The organism is Arthrobacter sp. UYEF36 (assembly GCF_040547025.1).
Classification (GTDB): Bacteria; Actinomycetota; Actinomycetes; order Actinomycetales; family Micrococcaceae; genus Arthrobacter.
The window spans coordinates 335,114-352,593 of the sequence record NZ_JBEPOX010000002.1; the positions used below are offsets into that span (position 1 = coordinate 335,114).

The 17,480-nt window shown below is 67.7% G+C and carries 16 protein-coding genes; 1 reads left to right on the forward strand and 15 read right to left on the reverse strand.

The features are described from left to right. Positions 1-4: 4 nt before the first annotated feature. From carB to pyrR, 6 genes are read right to left on the reverse strand one after another with little or no spacing between them, the layout of a single operon-like run. Entirely contained in the window at positions 5-3,337 is a 3,333-nt protein-coding gene (carB, locus tag ABIB29_RS05560; protein ID WP_354170800.1) for a carbamoyl-phosphate synthase large subunit, read from the reverse strand. Then, on the reverse strand, positions 3,337-4,617 hold the full coding sequence (gene carA, locus ABIB29_RS05565) for a glutamine-hydrolyzing carbamoyl-phosphate synthase small subunit (protein ID WP_354170802.1): 1,281 nt from the start codon (positions 4,615-4,617) through the stop codon (positions 3,337-3,339). Before carA ends, carB begins: the two co-directional genes overlap by 1 nt. Further along, entirely contained in the window at positions 4,598-5,116 is a 519-nt protein-coding gene (locus ABIB29_RS05570; RefSeq protein ID WP_354170804.1) for a PH-like domain-containing protein, read from the reverse strand. Before ABIB29_RS05570 ends, carA begins: the two co-directional genes overlap by 20 nt. Further along, the gene (locus ABIB29_RS05575; protein ID WP_354170806.1) at positions 5,116-6,483 is read right to left on the reverse strand and encodes a dihydroorotase; all 1,368 of its coding nucleotides are present in this window, start codon (positions 6,481-6,483) and stop codon (positions 5,116-5,118) included. The genes ABIB29_RS05570 and ABIB29_RS05575 overlap by 1 nt, the downstream gene beginning before the upstream one ends. Continuing rightward, the gene (locus tag ABIB29_RS05580; RefSeq protein ID WP_354170807.1) at positions 6,483-7,517 is read right to left on the reverse strand and encodes an aspartate carbamoyltransferase catalytic subunit; all 1,035 of its coding nucleotides are present in this window, start codon (positions 7,515-7,517) and stop codon (positions 6,483-6,485) included. Before ABIB29_RS05580 ends, ABIB29_RS05575 begins: the two co-directional genes overlap by 1 nt. Next, positions 7,514-8,113, reverse strand: coding sequence for a bifunctional pyr operon transcriptional regulator/uracil phosphoribosyltransferase PyrR (pyrR, locus tag ABIB29_RS05585; RefSeq protein ID WP_354170809.1), 600 nt, complete (start codon positions 8,111-8,113; stop codon positions 7,514-7,516). Before pyrR ends, ABIB29_RS05580 begins: the two co-directional genes overlap by 4 nt. 135 nt (positions 8,114-8,248) lie before the next feature. Here pyrR and ABIB29_RS05590 point away from each other — a divergent pair, with 135 nt between their 5' ends. After that, a complete protein-coding gene (locus ABIB29_RS05590) occupies positions 8,249-9,517 on the forward strand; it encodes a PrsW family intramembrane metalloprotease (RefSeq protein WP_354170811.1) in 1,269 nt (422 codons plus the stop codon). Positions 9,518-9,602: 85 nt separating this feature from the next. Here the strand turns inward: ABIB29_RS05590 and nusB are convergent, their stop codons facing one another. The 9 genes from nusB to ruvX all read right to left on the reverse strand — a co-directional run bounded on the left by nusB (position 9,603) and on the right by ruvX (position 17,472). After that, on the reverse strand, positions 9,603-10,013 hold the full coding sequence (gene nusB / locus ABIB29_RS05595; RefSeq protein WP_069951903.1) for a transcription antitermination factor NusB: 411 nt from the start codon (positions 10,011-10,013) through the stop codon (positions 9,603-9,605). Next, entirely contained in the window at positions 10,013-10,576 is a 564-nt protein-coding gene (gene efp, locus ABIB29_RS05600) for an elongation factor P (RefSeq protein ID WP_354170813.1), read from the reverse strand. The genes nusB and efp overlap by 1 nt, the downstream gene beginning before the upstream one ends. 180 nt (positions 10,577-10,756) lie before the next feature. Further along, on the reverse strand, positions 10,757-11,275 hold the full coding sequence (locus ABIB29_RS05605; RefSeq protein ID WP_354170815.1) for a tetratricopeptide repeat protein: 519 nt from the start codon (positions 11,273-11,275) through the stop codon (positions 10,757-10,759). Next, entirely contained in the window at positions 11,275-12,366 is a 1,092-nt protein-coding gene (gene aroB, locus ABIB29_RS05610; protein ID WP_354170817.1) for a 3-dehydroquinate synthase, read from the reverse strand. The genes ABIB29_RS05605 and aroB overlap by 1 nt, the downstream gene beginning before the upstream one ends. Next, positions 12,363-12,947: a shikimate kinase gene (locus ABIB29_RS05615; RefSeq protein ID WP_354170818.1), complete on the reverse strand. Its 585-nt coding sequence runs from the start codon at positions 12,945-12,947 to the stop codon at positions 12,363-12,365. Before ABIB29_RS05615 ends, aroB begins: the two co-directional genes overlap by 4 nt. A 20-nt stretch (positions 12,948-12,967) precedes the next feature. Continuing rightward, entirely contained in the window at positions 12,968-14,167 is a 1,200-nt protein-coding gene (gene aroC, locus ABIB29_RS05620) for a chorismate synthase (RefSeq protein ID WP_354170821.1), read from the reverse strand. Between the two features lie 26 nt (positions 14,168-14,193). Next, the gene (locus tag ABIB29_RS05625) at positions 14,194-15,147 is read right to left on the reverse strand and encodes a shikimate dehydrogenase (protein ID WP_354170823.1); all 954 of its coding nucleotides are present in this window, start codon (positions 15,145-15,147) and stop codon (positions 14,194-14,196) included. Then, positions 15,144-16,877, reverse strand: a complete 1,734-nt coding sequence (locus tag ABIB29_RS05630; RefSeq protein ID WP_354170825.1) for an endolytic transglycosylase MltG — start codon at positions 16,875-16,877, stop codon at positions 15,144-15,146. Before ABIB29_RS05630 ends, ABIB29_RS05625 begins: the two co-directional genes overlap by 4 nt. Next, the gene (gene ruvX, locus ABIB29_RS05635) at positions 16,858-17,472 is read right to left on the reverse strand and encodes a Holliday junction resolvase RuvX (RefSeq protein WP_354170827.1); all 615 of its coding nucleotides are present in this window, start codon (positions 17,470-17,472) and stop codon (positions 16,858-16,860) included. Before ruvX ends, ABIB29_RS05630 begins: the two co-directional genes overlap by 20 nt. Between the last annotated feature and the right edge of the window lie 8 nt (positions 17,473-17,480).

A 17,480-nucleotide genomic window follows, 5' to 3' on the forward strand; every position in this document is an offset into this window, starting at 1 on the left:
GCCGTCAGCCGGCATTCTGCGCGACCCGTTCCTGCGCGACCCGTTCGTGCGAGGCGAACAGCGCGGCGGCGTGCTCCTGCAGGCTCGTAACCGACCATTCGTAGGTGCGCAGCGCCTCGATGGCCTGGACGGCGGCGTTGAACTCTGCCACCGTCGTAATGCACGGGATGCCGATCGACGTCGCTGCGGCGCGCAGTTCGTAACCGTCGCTGCGCGCTTCGCCGCCCGAGGGGGTGTTGAAGACCATGTCGATCTCACCGGCGATGATGAGGTCGGCGATGGTGCCCTCGCCTTCGGCGCTGGAGCCCTCGGCGACCTTCCGGACCGGGGTGGCCTGGATGCCGTTGCGGCGCAGCACATCGGCGGTGCCGCCGGTGGAGACGATCTCGAAGCCGAGATCGGAGAGCCGCTTCACACCCATGATGACCGAGCGCTTGTCCCGGTTGGCCACGGAAACGAAGATCTTGCCTTCGGTGGGCAGCGCGTTGTTGGCGGCGGCCTGGCTCTTGGCGAAGGCGGTGTCGAAGTGCTTGTCGATGCCCATAACCTCGCCGGTGGAGCGCATTTCCGGCCCGAGCAGCGAATCCACGACCTTGCCTTCCGGGGTGCGGAAGCGGCTGAACGGCAGCACGGCCTCCTTGACCGAAACCGGGGCGTCCAGCGGCAGCGTGGAGCCGTCGCCGGTTTCCGGCAGCATCTTGTACGCCGTGCGGAGCTGGTTGATGGTGACGCCGGTGCCGATCAGGGCAGCCGCCTTCGCCATCTGCACGCCGGTCGCCTTGGAGACGAACGGCACGGTGCGGGAGGCCCGCGGGTTGGCTTCCAGGACGTAGAGCACATCGGAGGCCAGGGCGAACTGGATGTTGATCAGGCCGCGGACTCCCACGCCTTCGGCGATTGCCAGCGTCGCGGCGCGGACCCGCTCCAGGACGTTGTTGCCCAGGGTGATCGGCGGCAGCACGCACGCCGAGTCGCCGGAGTGGATGCCGGCCTCCTCGATGTGCTCCATGATGCCGCCGAGGTACATCTCGGTGCCGTCGTAGAGGGCGTCGACGTCGATTTCGACGGCGTCCTCGAGGAACCGGTCGATCAGCACCGGGTGCTCGGTGGTGATCTCGGTGGCGTTGGCGATGTAGCGCGAGAGGTTGGGCTCGTCGTAGACGATCTCCATGCCGCGGCCGCCGAGGACGTAGGACGGCCGGACCAGGACCGGGTAGCCGATCTCATCGGCGATCTTCTTGGCGTCCTCGAACGACACGGCGGTGCCGTTCTTCGGCGAGATGAGCCCGGCCGTGTCGAGCACCCGGGAGAAGGCGCCGCGGTGCTCCGCGAGGTCGATGGCCTCCGGGGAGGTGCCGAGTATCGGCACGCCGGCGTCGGCGAGCTGCTGGGCGAGCTTGAGCGGAGTCTGGCCGCCGAGCTGGACGAACACGCCCATCACGCCGCCGGTGCGTTCCTCGGCCGCGATGACCTCCAGCACGTCTTCCAGGGTGAGCGGTTCGAAGTACAGCCGGGTGGAGACGTCGTAGTCGGTGGAGACGGTCTCCGGGTTGCAGTTGACCATTACGGTCTCGTAGCCGGCCTTGCGCAGCGCCATCGAGGCGTGCACGCAGGAGTAGTCGAACTCGATGCCCTGGCCGATCCGGTTCGGGCCGGACCCGAGGATGATGATGGACGGCTTGGAGTGCAGCGCCACCTCGTCCTCCTCGTCGTAGGAGGAGTAGTGGTACGGCGTGTATGCGGCGAACTCGGCGGCGCAGGTGTCCACGGTCTTGTAGACCGGGCGGATGCCGAGGGCCTGCCGGACGCCGCGGACGACGTCCTCGGAGTTGTGCGTCAGGGCGCCGATCTGCTCGTCGGAGAAACCGTGGCGCTTGGCGCGGGTCAGCATCTCCGGGGTCAGGGCGGCGGCCTTGCGGATCTCGACGGAGATCTCGTTCAGCAGCTGGAGCTGGTCCAGGTACCAGGGATCGATCTTCGTGGCTTCGAAGAGCTGCTCCACCGTGGCGCCGCCGAGCAGGGCGCGCTGGACCTGGTGCAGGCGGTCCGTCGTGGGCCGTTTGGACTTCGCGATCAGCTCGGCGACTTCCCATTCCGGGACGTGGCTGAAGTCCAGCTGGGAGCCCTTCTGTTCGAGGGAGCGCAGCGCCTTCTGCAGCGCCTCGGTGAAGTTCCGGCCCATGGCCATGGCCTCGCCCACCGACTTCATGGTGGTGGTCAGGGTGGGGTCCGCCGCCGGGAACTTCTCGAAGGCGAAGCGCGGGACCTTCACGACGACGTAGTCCAGGGTCGGCTCGAAGGACGCCGGGGTCTTCTGGGTGATGTCGTTAGGGATTTCGTCGAGGGTGTAGCCGAGGGAGAGCTTGGTGGCGATCTTGGCGATCGCGAAGCCGGTGGCCTTGGAGGCCAGCGCGGAGGAACGGGAGACGCGCGGGTTCATCTCGATCACGACGACGCGGCCGGTGTCGGGCTCGACGGCGAACTGGATGTTGCAGCCGCCGGTGTCGACGCCGACTTCGCGGATGACGGCAATGGAAATGTCGCGCAGGCGCTGGTACTCGCGGTCCGTCAGGGTCAGGGCCGGGGCAACGGTGATCGAGTCGCCGGTGTGCACGCCAACCGGGTCGAAGTTCTCGATGGAGCAGACGACCACGACGTTGTCGTTCTTGTCGCGCATCATCTCGAGCTCGTATTCCTTCCAGCCCAGGATGCTCTCTTCGAGCAGCACCTCGGACGTGGGGCTGTACTGCAGCCCCTGGCCGACGATCCGGCGGAGGTCGTTCTCGTCGTAGGCGAGGCCCGAGCCCAGGCCGCCCATGGTGAAGGAGGGCCGGACCACCATCGGGTAGCCGAGGTCCTCGGCGGCGGCGAGGGCCTCGCCGATGGTGTGGATGATGTGGCTGCGGGCGGATTCCGCACCGCAGCGTTCCACGACGCCCTTGAACTTTTCGCGGTCCTCGCCGAGCTCGATCGCGGCGATGTTGGCGCCGATCAGCTCGACGTTGTACTTCTCCAGCACACCGTTCTTGTCCAGCGCGATGGCCGTGTTGAGCGCGGTCTGGCCGCCCAGGGTGGGCAGGAGCGCGTCCGGGCGTTCCTTGGCGATGATCTTTTCGACCACCTCGGGGGTGATTGGCTCGATGTAGGTGGCGTCGGCGAACTCCGGGTCGGTCATGATGGTGGCCGGGTTGGAGTTGACGAGGATGACGCGGAGGCCTTCCTCCTTGAGGACGCGCAGTGCCTGGGTGCCGGAGTAGTCGAATTCGGCGGCCTGGCCGATCACGATCGGACCGGAACCGATGACCAGGACGCTCTTAAGGTCAGTTCTCTTGGGCATTACTTCTTGTCCTCAGTCTTGGAATCGGTGGAAGTTTTGGTGTCCGCCATCAGGTCAATGAAGCGGTCGAAGAGGTACGCGGCGTCGTGCGGCCCGGAGGCGGCCTCTGGGTGGTACTGGACCGAGAAGGCCGGGATGTCCAGGCAAGACAGGCCCTCGACGACGTCGTCGTTGAGGCTCACGTGGCTGACCTCGACGCGGCCGAAGCGTTCCTCGGGGGCCCGCGTGGCGCCGTCCAGCGGGGCGTCGACGGCGAAGCCGTGGTTCTGCGAGGTGATCTCGACCTTGCCGGTGCGGCGGTCCATGACGGGCTGGTTGATGCCGCGGTGGCCGTAGCGCAGTTTGTAGGTGCCGAAGCCCAGGGCGCGGCCCAGGATCTGGTTGCCGAAGCAGATGCCGAAGTACGGGATCTTTTCGTCCAGGACCGAGCGGAGCAGCTTGACCTGGTTATCGGCGGTGGCGGGATCGCCCGGGCCGTTGGACATAAAGAAGCCGTCGGGGTTGACCGCCTGGACATCGGCCAGGGTGGCGGTGGCCGGCAGCACGTGCACCCGGACGCCGCGCTCGGCGAACCGGATCGGGGTCATCCGCTTGATGCCGAGGTCGATCGCGGCAATGCTGAAGCGCGGCTCGCCGTCCCAGCCCCAGTCCTTGGGCTCCACGGTGTAGGCCTCGTCCACGCTGACTTCCTCGGCCAGGCGTGCGCCTTCCATCGGGGCGCTCGCCAGGACGGCGTCGAGAAGTTCCTTGTCCGAGGCGCGGACGGCGTCGCCGGAGAAGATCCCGGCGCGCATGGTCTTGTGTTCGCGCAAATGGCGGGTGATGGCGCGGGTGTCCACGCCCTGGATCCCGACGATCCCCTGTTCGACCAGCTCATCGTCCAGCGAGCGTTCGGAGCGCCAGTTGGAGGGCCGGCGGGCGGCGTCGCGGACAATGTAGCCGGCCACCCAGATCCGCCGGGACTCGGCGTCGTCCTTGTTCACACCGGTGTTGCCGATATGCGGGGCGGTCTGGACCACCAGCTGGCGGGCGTAGGAGGGGTCCGTGATGGTCTCCTGGTAGCCGGTCATGCCGGTCGCGAACACGGCCTCGCCGAGGGCTGTTCCGGTGGCGCCGTAGCTGGTCCCGCGGAAGATCCGGCCGTCCTCGAGCACGAGGGCTGCCGGGGTGGCTGCTGACGCGTTCGATGTCACTGGTTTTTCTGGCACTGCTGCTTCTGACACTGCTGTTGCTGACACTTCGTTGGAGTCCGTCACGTCGTTACTTTCCACTATCGGCATTGGCCTGAGGGGCCGCGGGGATCAAATCTTGCAGGGCTTTGAGGAGGGTGGTTTTGTCGTCGGCGTGCCGGGTGCGGAAACCGGAATCCAGTTCCTGGCTGCCGAGCATCCAGCTGATCACCAGCAGTCCGTCCTTTTCGACGAACTTTCCGGCCATGCCGCTTTCCTGCCGCACCCCGGTGAGGCTCGGGGCGGGGATGAAGACGGGGCCGGCGCCGGAGCGGTCGAACAGCACTCCCTCCGGGTGGACGCTGAGTTCTGCGTTGGTGCGGATACCCAGGTTGTGCACGGCGATGCGGTCCAGCCAGTCGCCGGCGGTGGTGGAGGCCACGTACTGGCCGTCGGCGACGGCCAGCGCCGCGCCCAGGTGAGCCGGGATCTCCGGCAGCGGGTCGACGTCGGCCTGGCGGCGCAGCCGGTTCCGCCAGCCGAGCCAGATCAGCGCCAGCGCGACGGCGATCAGGACCAGCGTGAGGAGCAGTGAGAGTTCCTTGACCATCAGTTGCTGCCTGCCGCTGCGGTGCCGGGCAACTCTTCCGGGTAGCGGTACGGGGTGTTGAGTTTGCCGTCGAGGACGGTGGGGTGGCCCTTGAAGAACGTCGCCACCACCTTGCCGGGCAGTTCGCGGCCGGCAAACGGAGAGTTACGGCCCATGGTTGCCATCTTAGAAGGGTCCACGGTCCAGCGTGCAGCCGGGTCCACGAGTGTGACGTTGGCGGGTTCGCCGGCGTCGAGCGGGCGGCCCTGGTCCTCCAGCCGGCCGATCGCGGCGGGCGCGGTGGACGTGACCCGGGCGAAGTCCGCCCAGCCCATCAGCCCGGTTTCGATCATGGTGTGCTGCACCACGGACAGGGCGGTCTCCAGCCCGGTCATGCCCATGGCGGCCTGCGCCCACTCGCATTCCTTGTGCTCGCTCGGGTGCGGGGCGTGGTCGGTGCCCACGACGTCGATCGTGCCGTCGGCCAGTGCGGCGCGCAGGGCCTGGACATCGGCGTCGGTGCGCAGCGGCGGGTTGACCTTGTAGACCGGGTCGTAGCTGCGGGCGAGCTCGTCCGTGAGCCAGAGGTGGTGCGGGGTGACCTCGGCCGTGACGTTGACGCCGCGGGACTTGGCCCAGCGGATGATCTCCACGGATCCGGCCGTGGAGACATGGCAGACGTGCAGCCGGGAGCCGACGTGCTGGGCGAGCAGCACGTCGCGGGCGATGATGCTTTCCTCGGCGACGGCGGGCCAGCCGGTGAGGCCCAGGACGGCGGAGACCTCGCCCTCGTTCATCTGCGCGCCGGCGGTCAGCCGGGGTTCCTGCGCGTGCTGGGCGACGACGCCGTCGAACGCCTTGACGTATTCCAGCGCGCGGCGCATCAGCACGGGGTCGTGGACGCAGATCCCGTCGTCGGAGAAGACCCGGACGCGGGCGCGGGAATCGGCCATCGCGCCGAGTTCGGCAAGTTGCTCCCCCGCGAGGCCGACGGTAACTGCCCCGACCGGGCGGACGTCCACCCAGCCGGCGGTGCGGCCCAAAGTGAGGACCTGCTCGACGACGCCGGCGGTGTCGGCCACCGGGGTGCTGTTCGCCATCGCGTGCACGGCCGTGTAGCCGCCCAGGGCCGCGGCGCGGGTGCCGGTCTCGACCGTTTCGGCGTCTTCGCGGCCGGGTTCGCGCAGGTGGGTGTGGATGTCCACCATGCCGGGCAGGGCCACCAGCCCGGCGGCCTCGATGACGCGCGCACCGTCGGCCGGCAGGTTCCGGCCGCGTTCGGCGATGATCCCGTCGCGGATCAGGAGGTCTTCAGGGGCTCCGCCGAGGATGGCGGCGCCGCGGATCAGGTAGGCGCCGGTGCCTGCATCCTGTTGCTGTGATGCCATTAGTGGCTCTCCTTGGTGACGTGGGCGGAGGTGTTCTCTGCGGGGGTGGAAAGGGTGGAGTGCGCCGGTTCGCGGCTGTCCCCGGAGAGCAGCAGGTAAAGGGCTGCCATGCGGATGGACACACCGTTGCGGACCTGGGCCAGCACTGTGGAACGGGGCGAGTCGGCGGCGGCGGAGGAGATTTCCAGGCCGCGGTTCATTGGCCCGGGATGCATGATGATGGTGTCCTTGAGGCCCAGCCGGTCCAGGGCGCGGAGCCGGTTGTCGTCGAAGCCCCAGCGGCGCGAGTATTCGCGGGTGGTCGGGAAGAACGAGGCGTTCATCCGTTCGCCCTGCACGCGCAGCATCATCATCGCGTCGATGCCCCGGGCGAGGGTCTCGTCGAGGTCGTAGCTGACGCTGCACGGCCACTTTTCGACGCCGATCGGCAGCAGCGTCGGCGGGGCAACCAGGGTGACCTCGGCGCCGAGGGTGCGCAGCAGCCAGACGTTGGAGCGGGCCACCCGGGAGTGGAGCACGTCCCCGGCGATCGCGACCCGCATGCCCGTGAGGTCCGCACCTGCGGACGGGGCACCGGCCAGCTTGGACCAGTGCCGGCGCATCGTGAAGGCGTCCAGCAGGGCCTGGGTGGGATGTTCGTGGGTGCCGTCCCCGGCGTTGATGACGGCGGCGTCGATCCAGTCCGTGGCGGCCAGCCGGTGCGGGGCTCCGGAGGCCCAGTGCCGGATGACGACGGCGTCGGCCCCCATCGCCGAGAGCGTCTGGGCCGTGTCCTTGAGGGATTCGCCCTTGGAGACGGAGGAGCCCTTCGCGGCGAAGTTGATGACGTCGGCGGAGAGCCGTTTGGCGGCGGCCTCGAAGGAGATCCGGGTGCGGGTGGAGTCCTCAAAGAACAGGTTGACGACGGTGCGGCCGCGCAGGGTGGGAAGCTTCTTGACCTCGCGCTCCCCCACGGCCGCCATCTCCTCGGCGGTGTCGAGGATGCGGATGGCGTTGGCCCGGCTCAGGTCTTCGGTGGAGAGCAGGTGCTTCACGCGGTGGCCTCGATGACCACTTCGTTGACGGGAGTCCCGTCGACCGTGTCCGTTTCGGCGAGCCGGACCCGGACTTTCTCGGAGGAGGACGTGGGGAGGTTCTTGCCGACGTGATCCGCGCGGATGGGCAGTTCGCGGTGGCCGCGGTCAATCAGCACGGCGAGGCGGACGATGCGCGGGCGGCCGAGGTCGATGATCGCGTCGAGCGCGGCCCGGATGGTCCGGCCGGAATACAGGACGTCGTCAATGAGCACCACAACCTTGTTGTCGATGCCGGTGCGGGGAAGCTGGGTGGGATACGGCGGGCGCATGCCCTGGTGCGAGAGATCGTCGCGGAACATGGTCACATCCAGCTGGCCAACGATCGCGGCGGGGTCCACGGTGGGATCGGCGGCGGCAATTTTGGCGGCAAGCCGGACGGCGAGGGGGTAGCCCCTGCGCGGGATGCCGAGCAGGACCAGGTCCTGGGAGCCCTTGTTGGACTCAAGGATCTCATGGGCGATACGAGTGAGTGCACGGTCGATGTCCGCCTGGTTGAGTACCACTCGGGTGAGTACAACCTTGGCCGGAACCGGTGCTTCTGGAACAGAAGTCAACGCTCGTCTCCCCTTTCCCCGCCTCACGGGACGGAATTAAAAAAGGATTGTTTGCGTTCCCAAATTACCACAGCGGGGTTGGCGCCCGGCGCCGCCGGCATGCGTTTAAGCTCACACGGACATAGGCTCAAGTCCATGACGACGAACGAGCCGCGGCCGGGTCCGGACCGCCCCGGCTACTCCTCCGGCGGCCAGCGGCCGCTTCCCCAGCAGGCCAATCCGACGTGGCTGGGGCATGTCCAGCCGGAGTACTACCGGCAGGCACCGGCCAACAACCGCGGCCGGGTCCAGCCGGTCCTCCCGCCCGCCCTGCCGCCGGTCCGGGGCGGCCGCCGCTCCCCCGGCGTGGTGGGGCTCGTGGTGGCCGGCGGGTTCCTGGCGTTCATCAGCCTGTTCCTGGTCCTGCCGTTCCTGCTGGGCAGCACCGGGATTTCCGGATTTGTCATCGGCTTTATCGCCTCGCTGATTCCGCTGGGGACCGTGCTGCTGACGGTGCGTTTCATCGACCGCTGGGAACCGGAACCCAGGCCGCTGCTGCTGTTCGCCTTTGTCTGGGGGGCCGTGGTCTCGATTGCGGTGACAATGCTGATCCAGCCCTATTTCTCGCTCGTCGCGGGGCCGGCCTCGGGCTTGGACTACACAACGTTCGCGGTGACGGTCCAGGCGCCCGTGGTGGAGGAATTCGCCAAGTCCCTGGGGCTGCTGTTGCTGCTGCTCTTCGCCCGGAAACACTTCGACGGCCCGGTGGACGGGGTGGTGTTCGCGTTCACGATCGCGGCCGGCTTCGCGTTCACCGAGAACATCCTCTACTTCGGCCGCGCGATCGCCGAATCCAGCGACCCCGGCACGGACCTCGCGGTGGTGTTCTTCCTCCGCGGGGTCATGTCACCGTTCGCCCACGCCATTTTCACCGGTACCACCGGCCTCATCATGGGCTTCGCCGCGCGCCGCTGGCACAACGGGCTCTCCGTGCTCGCGTTCGCCGTCGGCCTCATTCCCGCGATGCTGCTGCACAGCGGCTGGAACAGCATGGGACAGAACTTCCTCGCCCAGTACCTGCTGGTGCAGGTGCCGATTTTCCTGCTGGCAGTCCTGGTGATTGTGCTGCTTCAGGTCGCGGAGCGCCGGCTCACCCGCCAGCGGCTCAAGGAGTACGCGGCGGCGGGCTGGTTCACCGGGGCCGAGGTGGACATGCTGGCCACGCCAGGCGGGCGGCGTTCCGCCCTGCGCTGGGCCAAGTCCATCGGCCGGGGTCCGCAGATGAAGGCGCTGCTGCATGCCGCCACCCAACTCGCCTTCACCCGGCAGCGCATCCTCAGCGGCCGGGACGTGCCGGCGCACCAACTCGATGAGCGGCAGCAGCTCGCCGAAGTCACCGCCCTCCGGGCCGCCGTCATTCACTAGGAGCGTTCCAGGATGCAGCCAGTTCCCGCAGCAAAGAACCCCGCCCGGGTGTCCCGGGCGGGGTTCTTTGTGCAGCGTGGGCTGGTCAGGCGAGCAGCGAGGGCTTCAGCTGCTGCAGCCGGCCCAGCAGGCCGTTGATGAACGACGGCGACTCATCCGTGGAGAGGGTCTTGGCCAATGCCACGGCCTCGCTGACGGCAACGCCGTCGGGAACGTCGTCGTTGTAGAGCAGCTCCCAGGTACCGATCCGCAGGATGATGCGGTCCACCGACGGCATCCGCTCCAGGGTCCAGCCCTGCGAATAGGTCTCCAGGAATTCGTCGATCGCGCTCTGGTGGGAGACGACGCCCTCGACGATTTCGAGGGTGTACGGGTTGACGATCTGGTCCGTCTGTTCCCGGCGGGATTTCAGTACATCGAACGCCGAGACGGAACGCTGTTCCGCCTCGAAGAGAACATCCAGGGCCCGGTTACGGGCCTTACCGCGTGCACTCACTAGTCGTTGACCCGGCCGAGGTAGCTGCCGTCGCGGGTGTCGACCTTGACCTTGGTGTTGTTCTCGACGAACAGCGGCACCTGGATCTCGTAGCCGGTTTCGAGGGTGGCGGGCTTGGTGCCGGCCGAGGAGCGGTCGCCCTGCAGGCCCGGCTCCGTGTAGGTGATCTCGAGCACGACGCTCGGGGGCAGCTCGATGTAGAGCGGGTTGCCCTCGTGGATGGCGATGTTCACCATCTGGTTCTCCAGCATGAAGTTGGTGGCCTCACCGACCGTGGCGCCGGGAACCGTGAGCTGGTCGAAGTCGGACGTGTCCATGAACACGAAGTCGGCACCGTCCTGGTACAGGTACTGGTAGTCGCGGCGGTCAACCGTGGCGGTCTCGATCTTGAGTCCGGCGTTGAAGGTCTTGTCGACGACCTTGCCGGACATCACGTTACGCATCTTGGTGCGGACGAACGCACCACCCTTGCCGGGCTTGACGTGCTGGAACTCGATGATGTTCCAGAGCTGGCCCTCAAGCTTCAGGACGGTTCCGTTCTTGATGTCGTTAGTGGTTGCCACTGTATCCTCTGGTTTCGTTTCTAGCTGCTTCTAGCTGCGAGCCGGTTATGCCAGGCAAGCATGCCGAATGGCCCGCCAGCGCGTATTTATCAAAAATCCAAGATCCATTCTACCGGTTTTATGGGCCCGCTGCCGGACGCGCGCCTGCGGGAGCTCCGAGGAGGTCCCGGTGGCCGTCCTTCAGGAACTGTGTTCCAGCACGTCCCGGGCACGCCGGACCGCCACGGTGGACGCGTAGATCAGGGCCGCGTCGGCTGACCCTGCAACGCGCAGGTCCAGCGCCTTGGTGAAGGATTCGACGGCGGCGGCAATGTTGCCGCTGGCAAAGTAGGACCGTCCGAGGTGCTGGCGGATGACCGCCTCGTCCGGCGTGCCATGGGTCTCCGCCAGGAGCTGGCGGAACAGTTCCACGGCCCGGTCCAGCCGGTTGGAGACCCGCAGGACGTCCGCTTCGAAGATGCGCAGGCGAAGCGAAGAGGGGTCGCTGTACCTGGCCTCGGCGAGCAGTTCGGCGGCATCCGCGGGATGCCCCTCGACGAGGAGCACGAAGATCCGGTCACCGGGGTCGGTCGAGGCCGCCAGAGCTTCGGCGACCGCGTCCTCGTTGACGATCTGCGGGACCAGGGTGTCCGGATTGATCTTGATCCCGGGAAACCCTGCATCCGGCCAATCACTGGTGCCGCCGGGGAGGAACGCCATCAGGAGGCGATCTCCTGGTACGCGGCGAACAGCAGGGAGGTGTCCGGGACGTCAAGGATGCCGGGACGGGCAACGCCGTCGAGCACCACGAAGCGCAACAGGTCGCCGCGGGACTTTTTGTCCCGCCGCATGCCGTCCAGCAGGGCCTGCCAGCGGTCACGCCGGTAAGTGATGGGCAGCCCCAGGCTTTCCAGGATGCTGCGGTGCCGGTCGGCGTCGGCGTCACTGAGGCGGCCCACGCTGCGGGCCAGCTCAGCGGCGAACATCATCCCGACGGAGACGGCCGCGCCGTGGCGCCAGGAGTAGCGCTCGGCCAGTTCGATTGCGTGGCCCAGGGTATGGCCATAGTTGAGGATTTCGCGCTGGCCGGTCTCCTTGAGGTCTTCGGAAACCACCCTGGCCTTCACCGTGATGGCGCGTTCGATGAGTTCGCGGACAGCGTCGGAGCGGGGGTCGGAGACGGCGGTCGGATCCTTTTCGATCAGATCGAGGATGGCCGGGTCGGCAATGAAGCCGCATTTGATGACCTCGGCCATGCCGGAGATCATCTCGTTCTTGGGCAGGGTGTCCAGGGTGTCGAGGTCCGCGAGGACACCGGCGGGCGGGTGGAATGCCCCCACGAGGTTCTTGCCTTCGGCGGTGTTAATGCCGGTTTTGCCGCCCACGGAGGCGTCCACCATGCCGAGCAGGCTGGTGGGCATGTGGATGACCTTGACGCCGCGCAGCCAGGTGGCGGCCACGAATCCGGCCAGGTCGGTCACGGCTCCGCCGCCGACGGCGACGACGGCGTCGGAACGGGTGAAGTCGTTCTGGCCCAGCACCTGCCAGCAGAACGAGGCGACCTCGATGTGCTTGCCTTCTTCCGCGTCGGGGATCTCGGCGGTCAGCGCCGTGAATCCTGCCGAGGCGAGTTCTTCCCTGACGGTGTCGCCGGTGAGGCGCAGCGCCCGCGGGTGGATGACCAGGACACGTTTGACCCGCTCCCCCAGCAGACCGGGGAGGCTGGCCAGCAGGCCGCGGCCCACAACGACGTCGTAGTTCTCTCCGGGCGTCTGCCCGGTGACCTTGATGACGGTTGATTCGGTGATCACTTTTCAACTTCCTTTGTCGCCGCTGGCGTGGGTACGGCCGCGGTTCCCGCGGCCGCGTACCCGCGCAGCGCATCTTCAAGCCGGCGCGCGAGGTCCGGAACGGATCCGTTCCGCACATCGATGACCAGGTCGGCCAGCCGCTCGTAGACCGGCCGCCGGGTGGCGAACAGCGTCTTCCATCGTTCCATGGCGTCTCCGGCCAGCAGCGGCCGGCCGGAATTCCTGCTGATGCGTTCCGCCACTGTGTCTGCATCGCACTCGAGGTAGACCACGGTGCAGCGCTCCAGCAGTTGCTGTGTGCCGGAGTCCAGGACGGCGCCGCCGCCCAGAGAGAGTACCGTACTGGTGCCCCGCGCGTCCTCGATCGCCCGGGCCACGGCCCTGGCTTCAAGCTCACGGAAGGCGTGCTCACCGCGGCTGGCGAAGATTTCCGCGATGGATCCATGATTGGCCACAACCACGACGTCGGTGTCCACGAACGGGGTTCCCAGCTGCTGGGCGAGCTGGTGGCCGATGGCCGATTTTCCGACCGCCATGGGTCCAATCAACGCGATGGGCCGGGGAGCAGTCCGGGCCGGCATTGCCGGTGTTTCGGCCGGCACTAGTGGCCGATCGAGTCCAGGGACGCCGGAATATTGTCCAGGTAACCCTTGATGTTGCGGGCGGTTTCCTGCACGGAATCGCCGCCGAACTTCTCCGTGACCGCCTCGGCGAGGACGAGCGCCACCATGGCTTCGGCGACGACACCGGCCGCGGGGACCGCACAGACGTCGGAACGCTGGTGGTGGGCTTTGGCGGCCTCTCCGGTGCTGACGTCGACGGTTTTGAGGGCGCGCGGGACGGTGGCAATGGGCTTCATGGCGGCGCGGACGCGGAGCACGTCGCCGATGCTCATGCCGCCTTCGATGCCGCCGGCACGGTTGGAGGTGCGGATGATCCGGCCGTCGGCGTCCTTGACGATCTCGTCGTGGGCGGCCGAGCCGCGCCGCGATGCGGTGAGGAAGCCATCGCCCACCTCGACGCCCTTGATGGCCTGAATGCCCATCAGGGCAGCCGCCAGCCGCGAATCGAGGCGGCGGTCCCAGTGGACGTAGCTGCCCAGTCCCGGCGGGAGTCCGTAGGCGAGGACCTCGACGACGCCGCCGAGGGTTTCGCCTTCCTTGTGCGCGATGTCGACCTCGGCGACCATGGCGTCGGAGGTTTCGCGGTCAAAGCAGCGCAGCGGGTCGGCGTCAAGGGCAAGGACGTTGTCCGGGACCGGCAGCGGCCGGCCTTCCGGGACCGCGGTGCTGGCGATCGACACCGTGTGGGAAACCAGCTCGATGCCGAGCTGCTTGAGGAACGCGGAGGCAACGGTGCCGAGGGCCACGCGGGTGGCCGTTTCGCGGGCGCTGGCGCGCTCCAGCACGGGACGCGCCTCGTCGAAGCCGTATTTCTGCATGCCGGTGAAGTCGGCGTGGCCGGGCCGGGGGCGGGTCAGCGGGGCGTTGCGGGCCTGGTCGGCGAGGATCTCGGGGGCCACGGGGTCGGCAGACATGATCTGCTCCCACTTGGGCCATTCGGTGTTGCCGACCTGGATGGCGACGGGGCCGCCCTGGGTGATGCCGTGGCGGACGCCGCCAAGGATCGTAACCACATCCTGCTCGAACTTCATCCGCGCGCCGCGGCCGTAGCCGAGCCGGCGGCGGGCCAGCGAATCGGCGATCTGGGCGCTGGTGAGTTCCACACCGGCGGGCACGCCTTCGATAATTCCGACCAGTGCCGGGCCATGGGATTCACCGGCAGTCAACCAACGCAACATAAAATCCATCCTGCCATGTAAGGCGGTTAGAACACCCGTCGGGGCGCCCCGACTGCGTCACACATCACATCTATGACTTCAGCCGGCACGGCCTCACCGAGGCCGGTGAAGTGTCGGACCTGCTCCACGGCCTGGTAGATGAGCATCTCGAGTCCGGGGATCACGGTTCCGCCGGCCTCCTGCCAGGCGGCGGCGATCCGGCTGGGCCAGGGATCGTAGGCGACGTCCAGCAGCACGCCGGGCCGGTGAGCAAACTTTTCCCGGGACGGGGCTTCCCGGGACGGGGCTTCCCGGGACGGGGCTTCCGCGCGCTGCGCGAACAGCGTCGCGAGTTCCCCGGCGAGCGGGTCCGCGGCACGGGGCGGCAGCGTGGAGATGACGACGTCGGCCGCGGCGACGGCGGCAGCCGCTCCGGCCAGCGGCAGGACCTGGAGCGGAAGGCCAACGGCGGCGGCGGCGGCGCGTGCCCCGGCGGCGCGGGTGACATCGCGGACAAAGATCCTGGCATCCGGCGCGCCCAGTTCCTTCAGCGCCGCGATCGCAGCGGCCGAGGTGCCGCCACCGCCCAGCACGGCGGCGGTGGGCGCGGACGCGGCCCCTGCGTGGCGGAGGGCATTGACGATTCCGGCGACGTCGGTGTTGTAGCCGACCAGCCGGGTGGCGCCGGCGGAGTCTCCCGGAGCCGGGCGCTCGAAGGCGACCGTGTTGATGACTCCGAGGTCGCGGGCAACACCGCGCACCTCATCCACTTCGCGGACCATGCCGGACTTCAGCGGCATGGTGACCGAGAGCCCGCGCCAGCCCTCCCCCTGCCGCAGGTCCTCCCGGACACCCGCCATAAAGGCCGGGAGCGCGTCCTCGGTCACATCAATGGCCGAGTAGTCGAGCTCAACGCCAAGGTGGGCGTAGGCCGCGCGGTGCAGCGCCGGTGACTTCGAGTGGCTGATCGGGTGCCCGAGCACGGCGGCCCGGAGCGTCATACGCAGCGTCCGGGGTTGTCCTCACACCAGGCGTTGTACTTGGCCACGTAGACGTTGTGCTCCGCCAGCGTCTTGGAAAACAGGGTTTCCTTGGTGTCCAGGTTGATCGTCACCCAGTAGAGGAATTCGTTCGTCTTGGGCTTGGCCGCCGCGTCAATCGCCGTCTTGCCCGGTGAGCCAATCGGCCCGACCGGCAGGCCCTGGTTGGCGTAGGTGTTGTACGGGTTGGACTTGTCGGCCTTCTGCTCCTCGTCGATGTGGAAGCTCTTGATGCCGAGCCCGTAGGTCACCGTGGCATCGGACTGGATCAGCCCGTTCGTCTCGATGTTGTCCGGCTTGAGGCGGTTGTAGATCGCGCCCGCCACGTCGCCATACTCCGCCTGGCCGCCCTCGGCCTGCACAATGCTGGCAACTGTGACGACGTCGTACTGCCTCGCGGGATCCGCGACGCCCTGGGAGGTGAGCTCGTCCAGGGTGGTGGTCACCAGCTTTTGCAGCACGTCCTTGGCCGGGGTGCCGAGCGGGAAACGGTATTCGCCCGGCGCGAGGAAGCCCTCGAGGTTCCTGGCCTTGGCAGGCACACCGAACTGGGCGGGCGAGTCGCTGAGCTCCTTGAGTTGGGCGACCGGCACACCGGTGCCCTCGGAGATGGCCCCGAGCGATTCGCCGATCCTGAGTCCGGCGCTCAGCGCGAAGTACATGACCTTGTCCTGGTCCTTGTTCAGCAGCACGGCCACGGCGTCCGAGTTCTTCATTTCGTTGCGCATGGTGAAGTCCCCGGGAACCAACGCCCCACCGGAGGCCAGGAAATCCCGCAGGAACGTGTCGGCGTTCGCCACCACGTTCTTGTCCTGGAGTTCGGTCGCCACAGACCTCGGCCCGGCGCCCGGCGGCACGGTGACGAGCACCTCGCCGGTTCCGGGACCCGGGTAGTCGGCCGCCGTGTCCCCTCCGAGCAGCGGCTTCAGGAACTGCGCGCCGACGGCGACGGCGAGGACGAAGACCGACAGGGTCAGCAACAGCGCAAGGAAGCGCCGCCGGCGGCGGACCTTCTTGGACGGGCCCTTGGACGTACGGATGGCGGCACCTCCGGCCAATACAACCCGGCCGTCTTCCTCATGGTAATCGGCCGGGCGTCCGTCCGCGTCGTCGTAAACATAGCGGGCGTCGCCGTCGGGATGGACGGAGTGGCCGTCGTGAACGTCAGTGTCATACCGCGCATCGTGGCCCGGGTGAAGGTCGGCGTGGAAGTGCTCGGAGTCCTCACGGGCAACACCGCCTGCGTACTGGTGAACGGCCTCGTCGTGCACGGGCTCGTAGTGCGCTGGCTCGTAGTGCGCTGGCTCTTCGTGCACGCCCTCATGGTGCACGGGCTCGTCGTGCACGGGCTCAGGGTGCACGGGCTCGTCGTGCACGGGCTCAGGGTGCACGGGCTCGTCGTGCACGGGCTCGTGGTGCACGGTGGGGGCTGTGGCGGGCCGGTCCGGCGCGCCCGCAGCCTGAATCGGCGTCGGCAGGACAGCAGCATCAGCGTCAGGGACGGAACCGTGCCCGGCGCCGGGCGCGTCAGGCGGGACGTCCTCACCGGTCTCGAAGGCCTGCGGCGGGATATCGTCGTGACCCTCGGTCCCCTGGACCTTCTGTTGGGCCCTGATCTCCTTACGGGTCAGCGGTCGGCCGGCGCCGCCGAAAACATCACCGGAGGAGTCGTCACTGTTGACCGGGCTCACTGTAGCCTTCCATTTCGGGCAGAATGCGTTGCGCAGAATGCCTGTCTAGTGCCGGACCGGCCTGAGCGCCATCCCCGGTTGGCCCCGGCCCGGACTCCGCGTATACGCGGCTTCCGATTTCCGTCCCCCTGGCCTTTTGCATATCAAGTGCATGTTGCAGGATACCTGCCGCTGCAACCTGATCAACTACCTTACGGTGATTTCGGCTGCTCATGCCAGCTTCATGCAGGTTCCGGTGGGCCGACACTGTGCTCAGGCGCTCGTCCACCAGCCGGACCGGAACATCGGAACCGCACTCCCCCAGTTTACCCGCCAGTAGCATTGCGTAGTCTGTCGCCATCCGGGCCGAGGCATGTTCCTCGCCCTTCATGGTCCGCGGCAGACCAACAAATATCTCCACGGCCCCGAGTTCCACGGCCAGAGCCGCAAGGATCCGCACGTCGGTGTTTTTCTTCGCATTCCGTTCCAGGGTGCGCAAGGGTGTGGCCAGGATGCCATCACGGTCGCAGACCGCCACGCCGACCCTGACGGTGCCGACGTCCACCCCAAGCTTCACGCCACGGGGATAGTCGCCGGCCACAGCAGCTTCGTTCACGGGTCGTC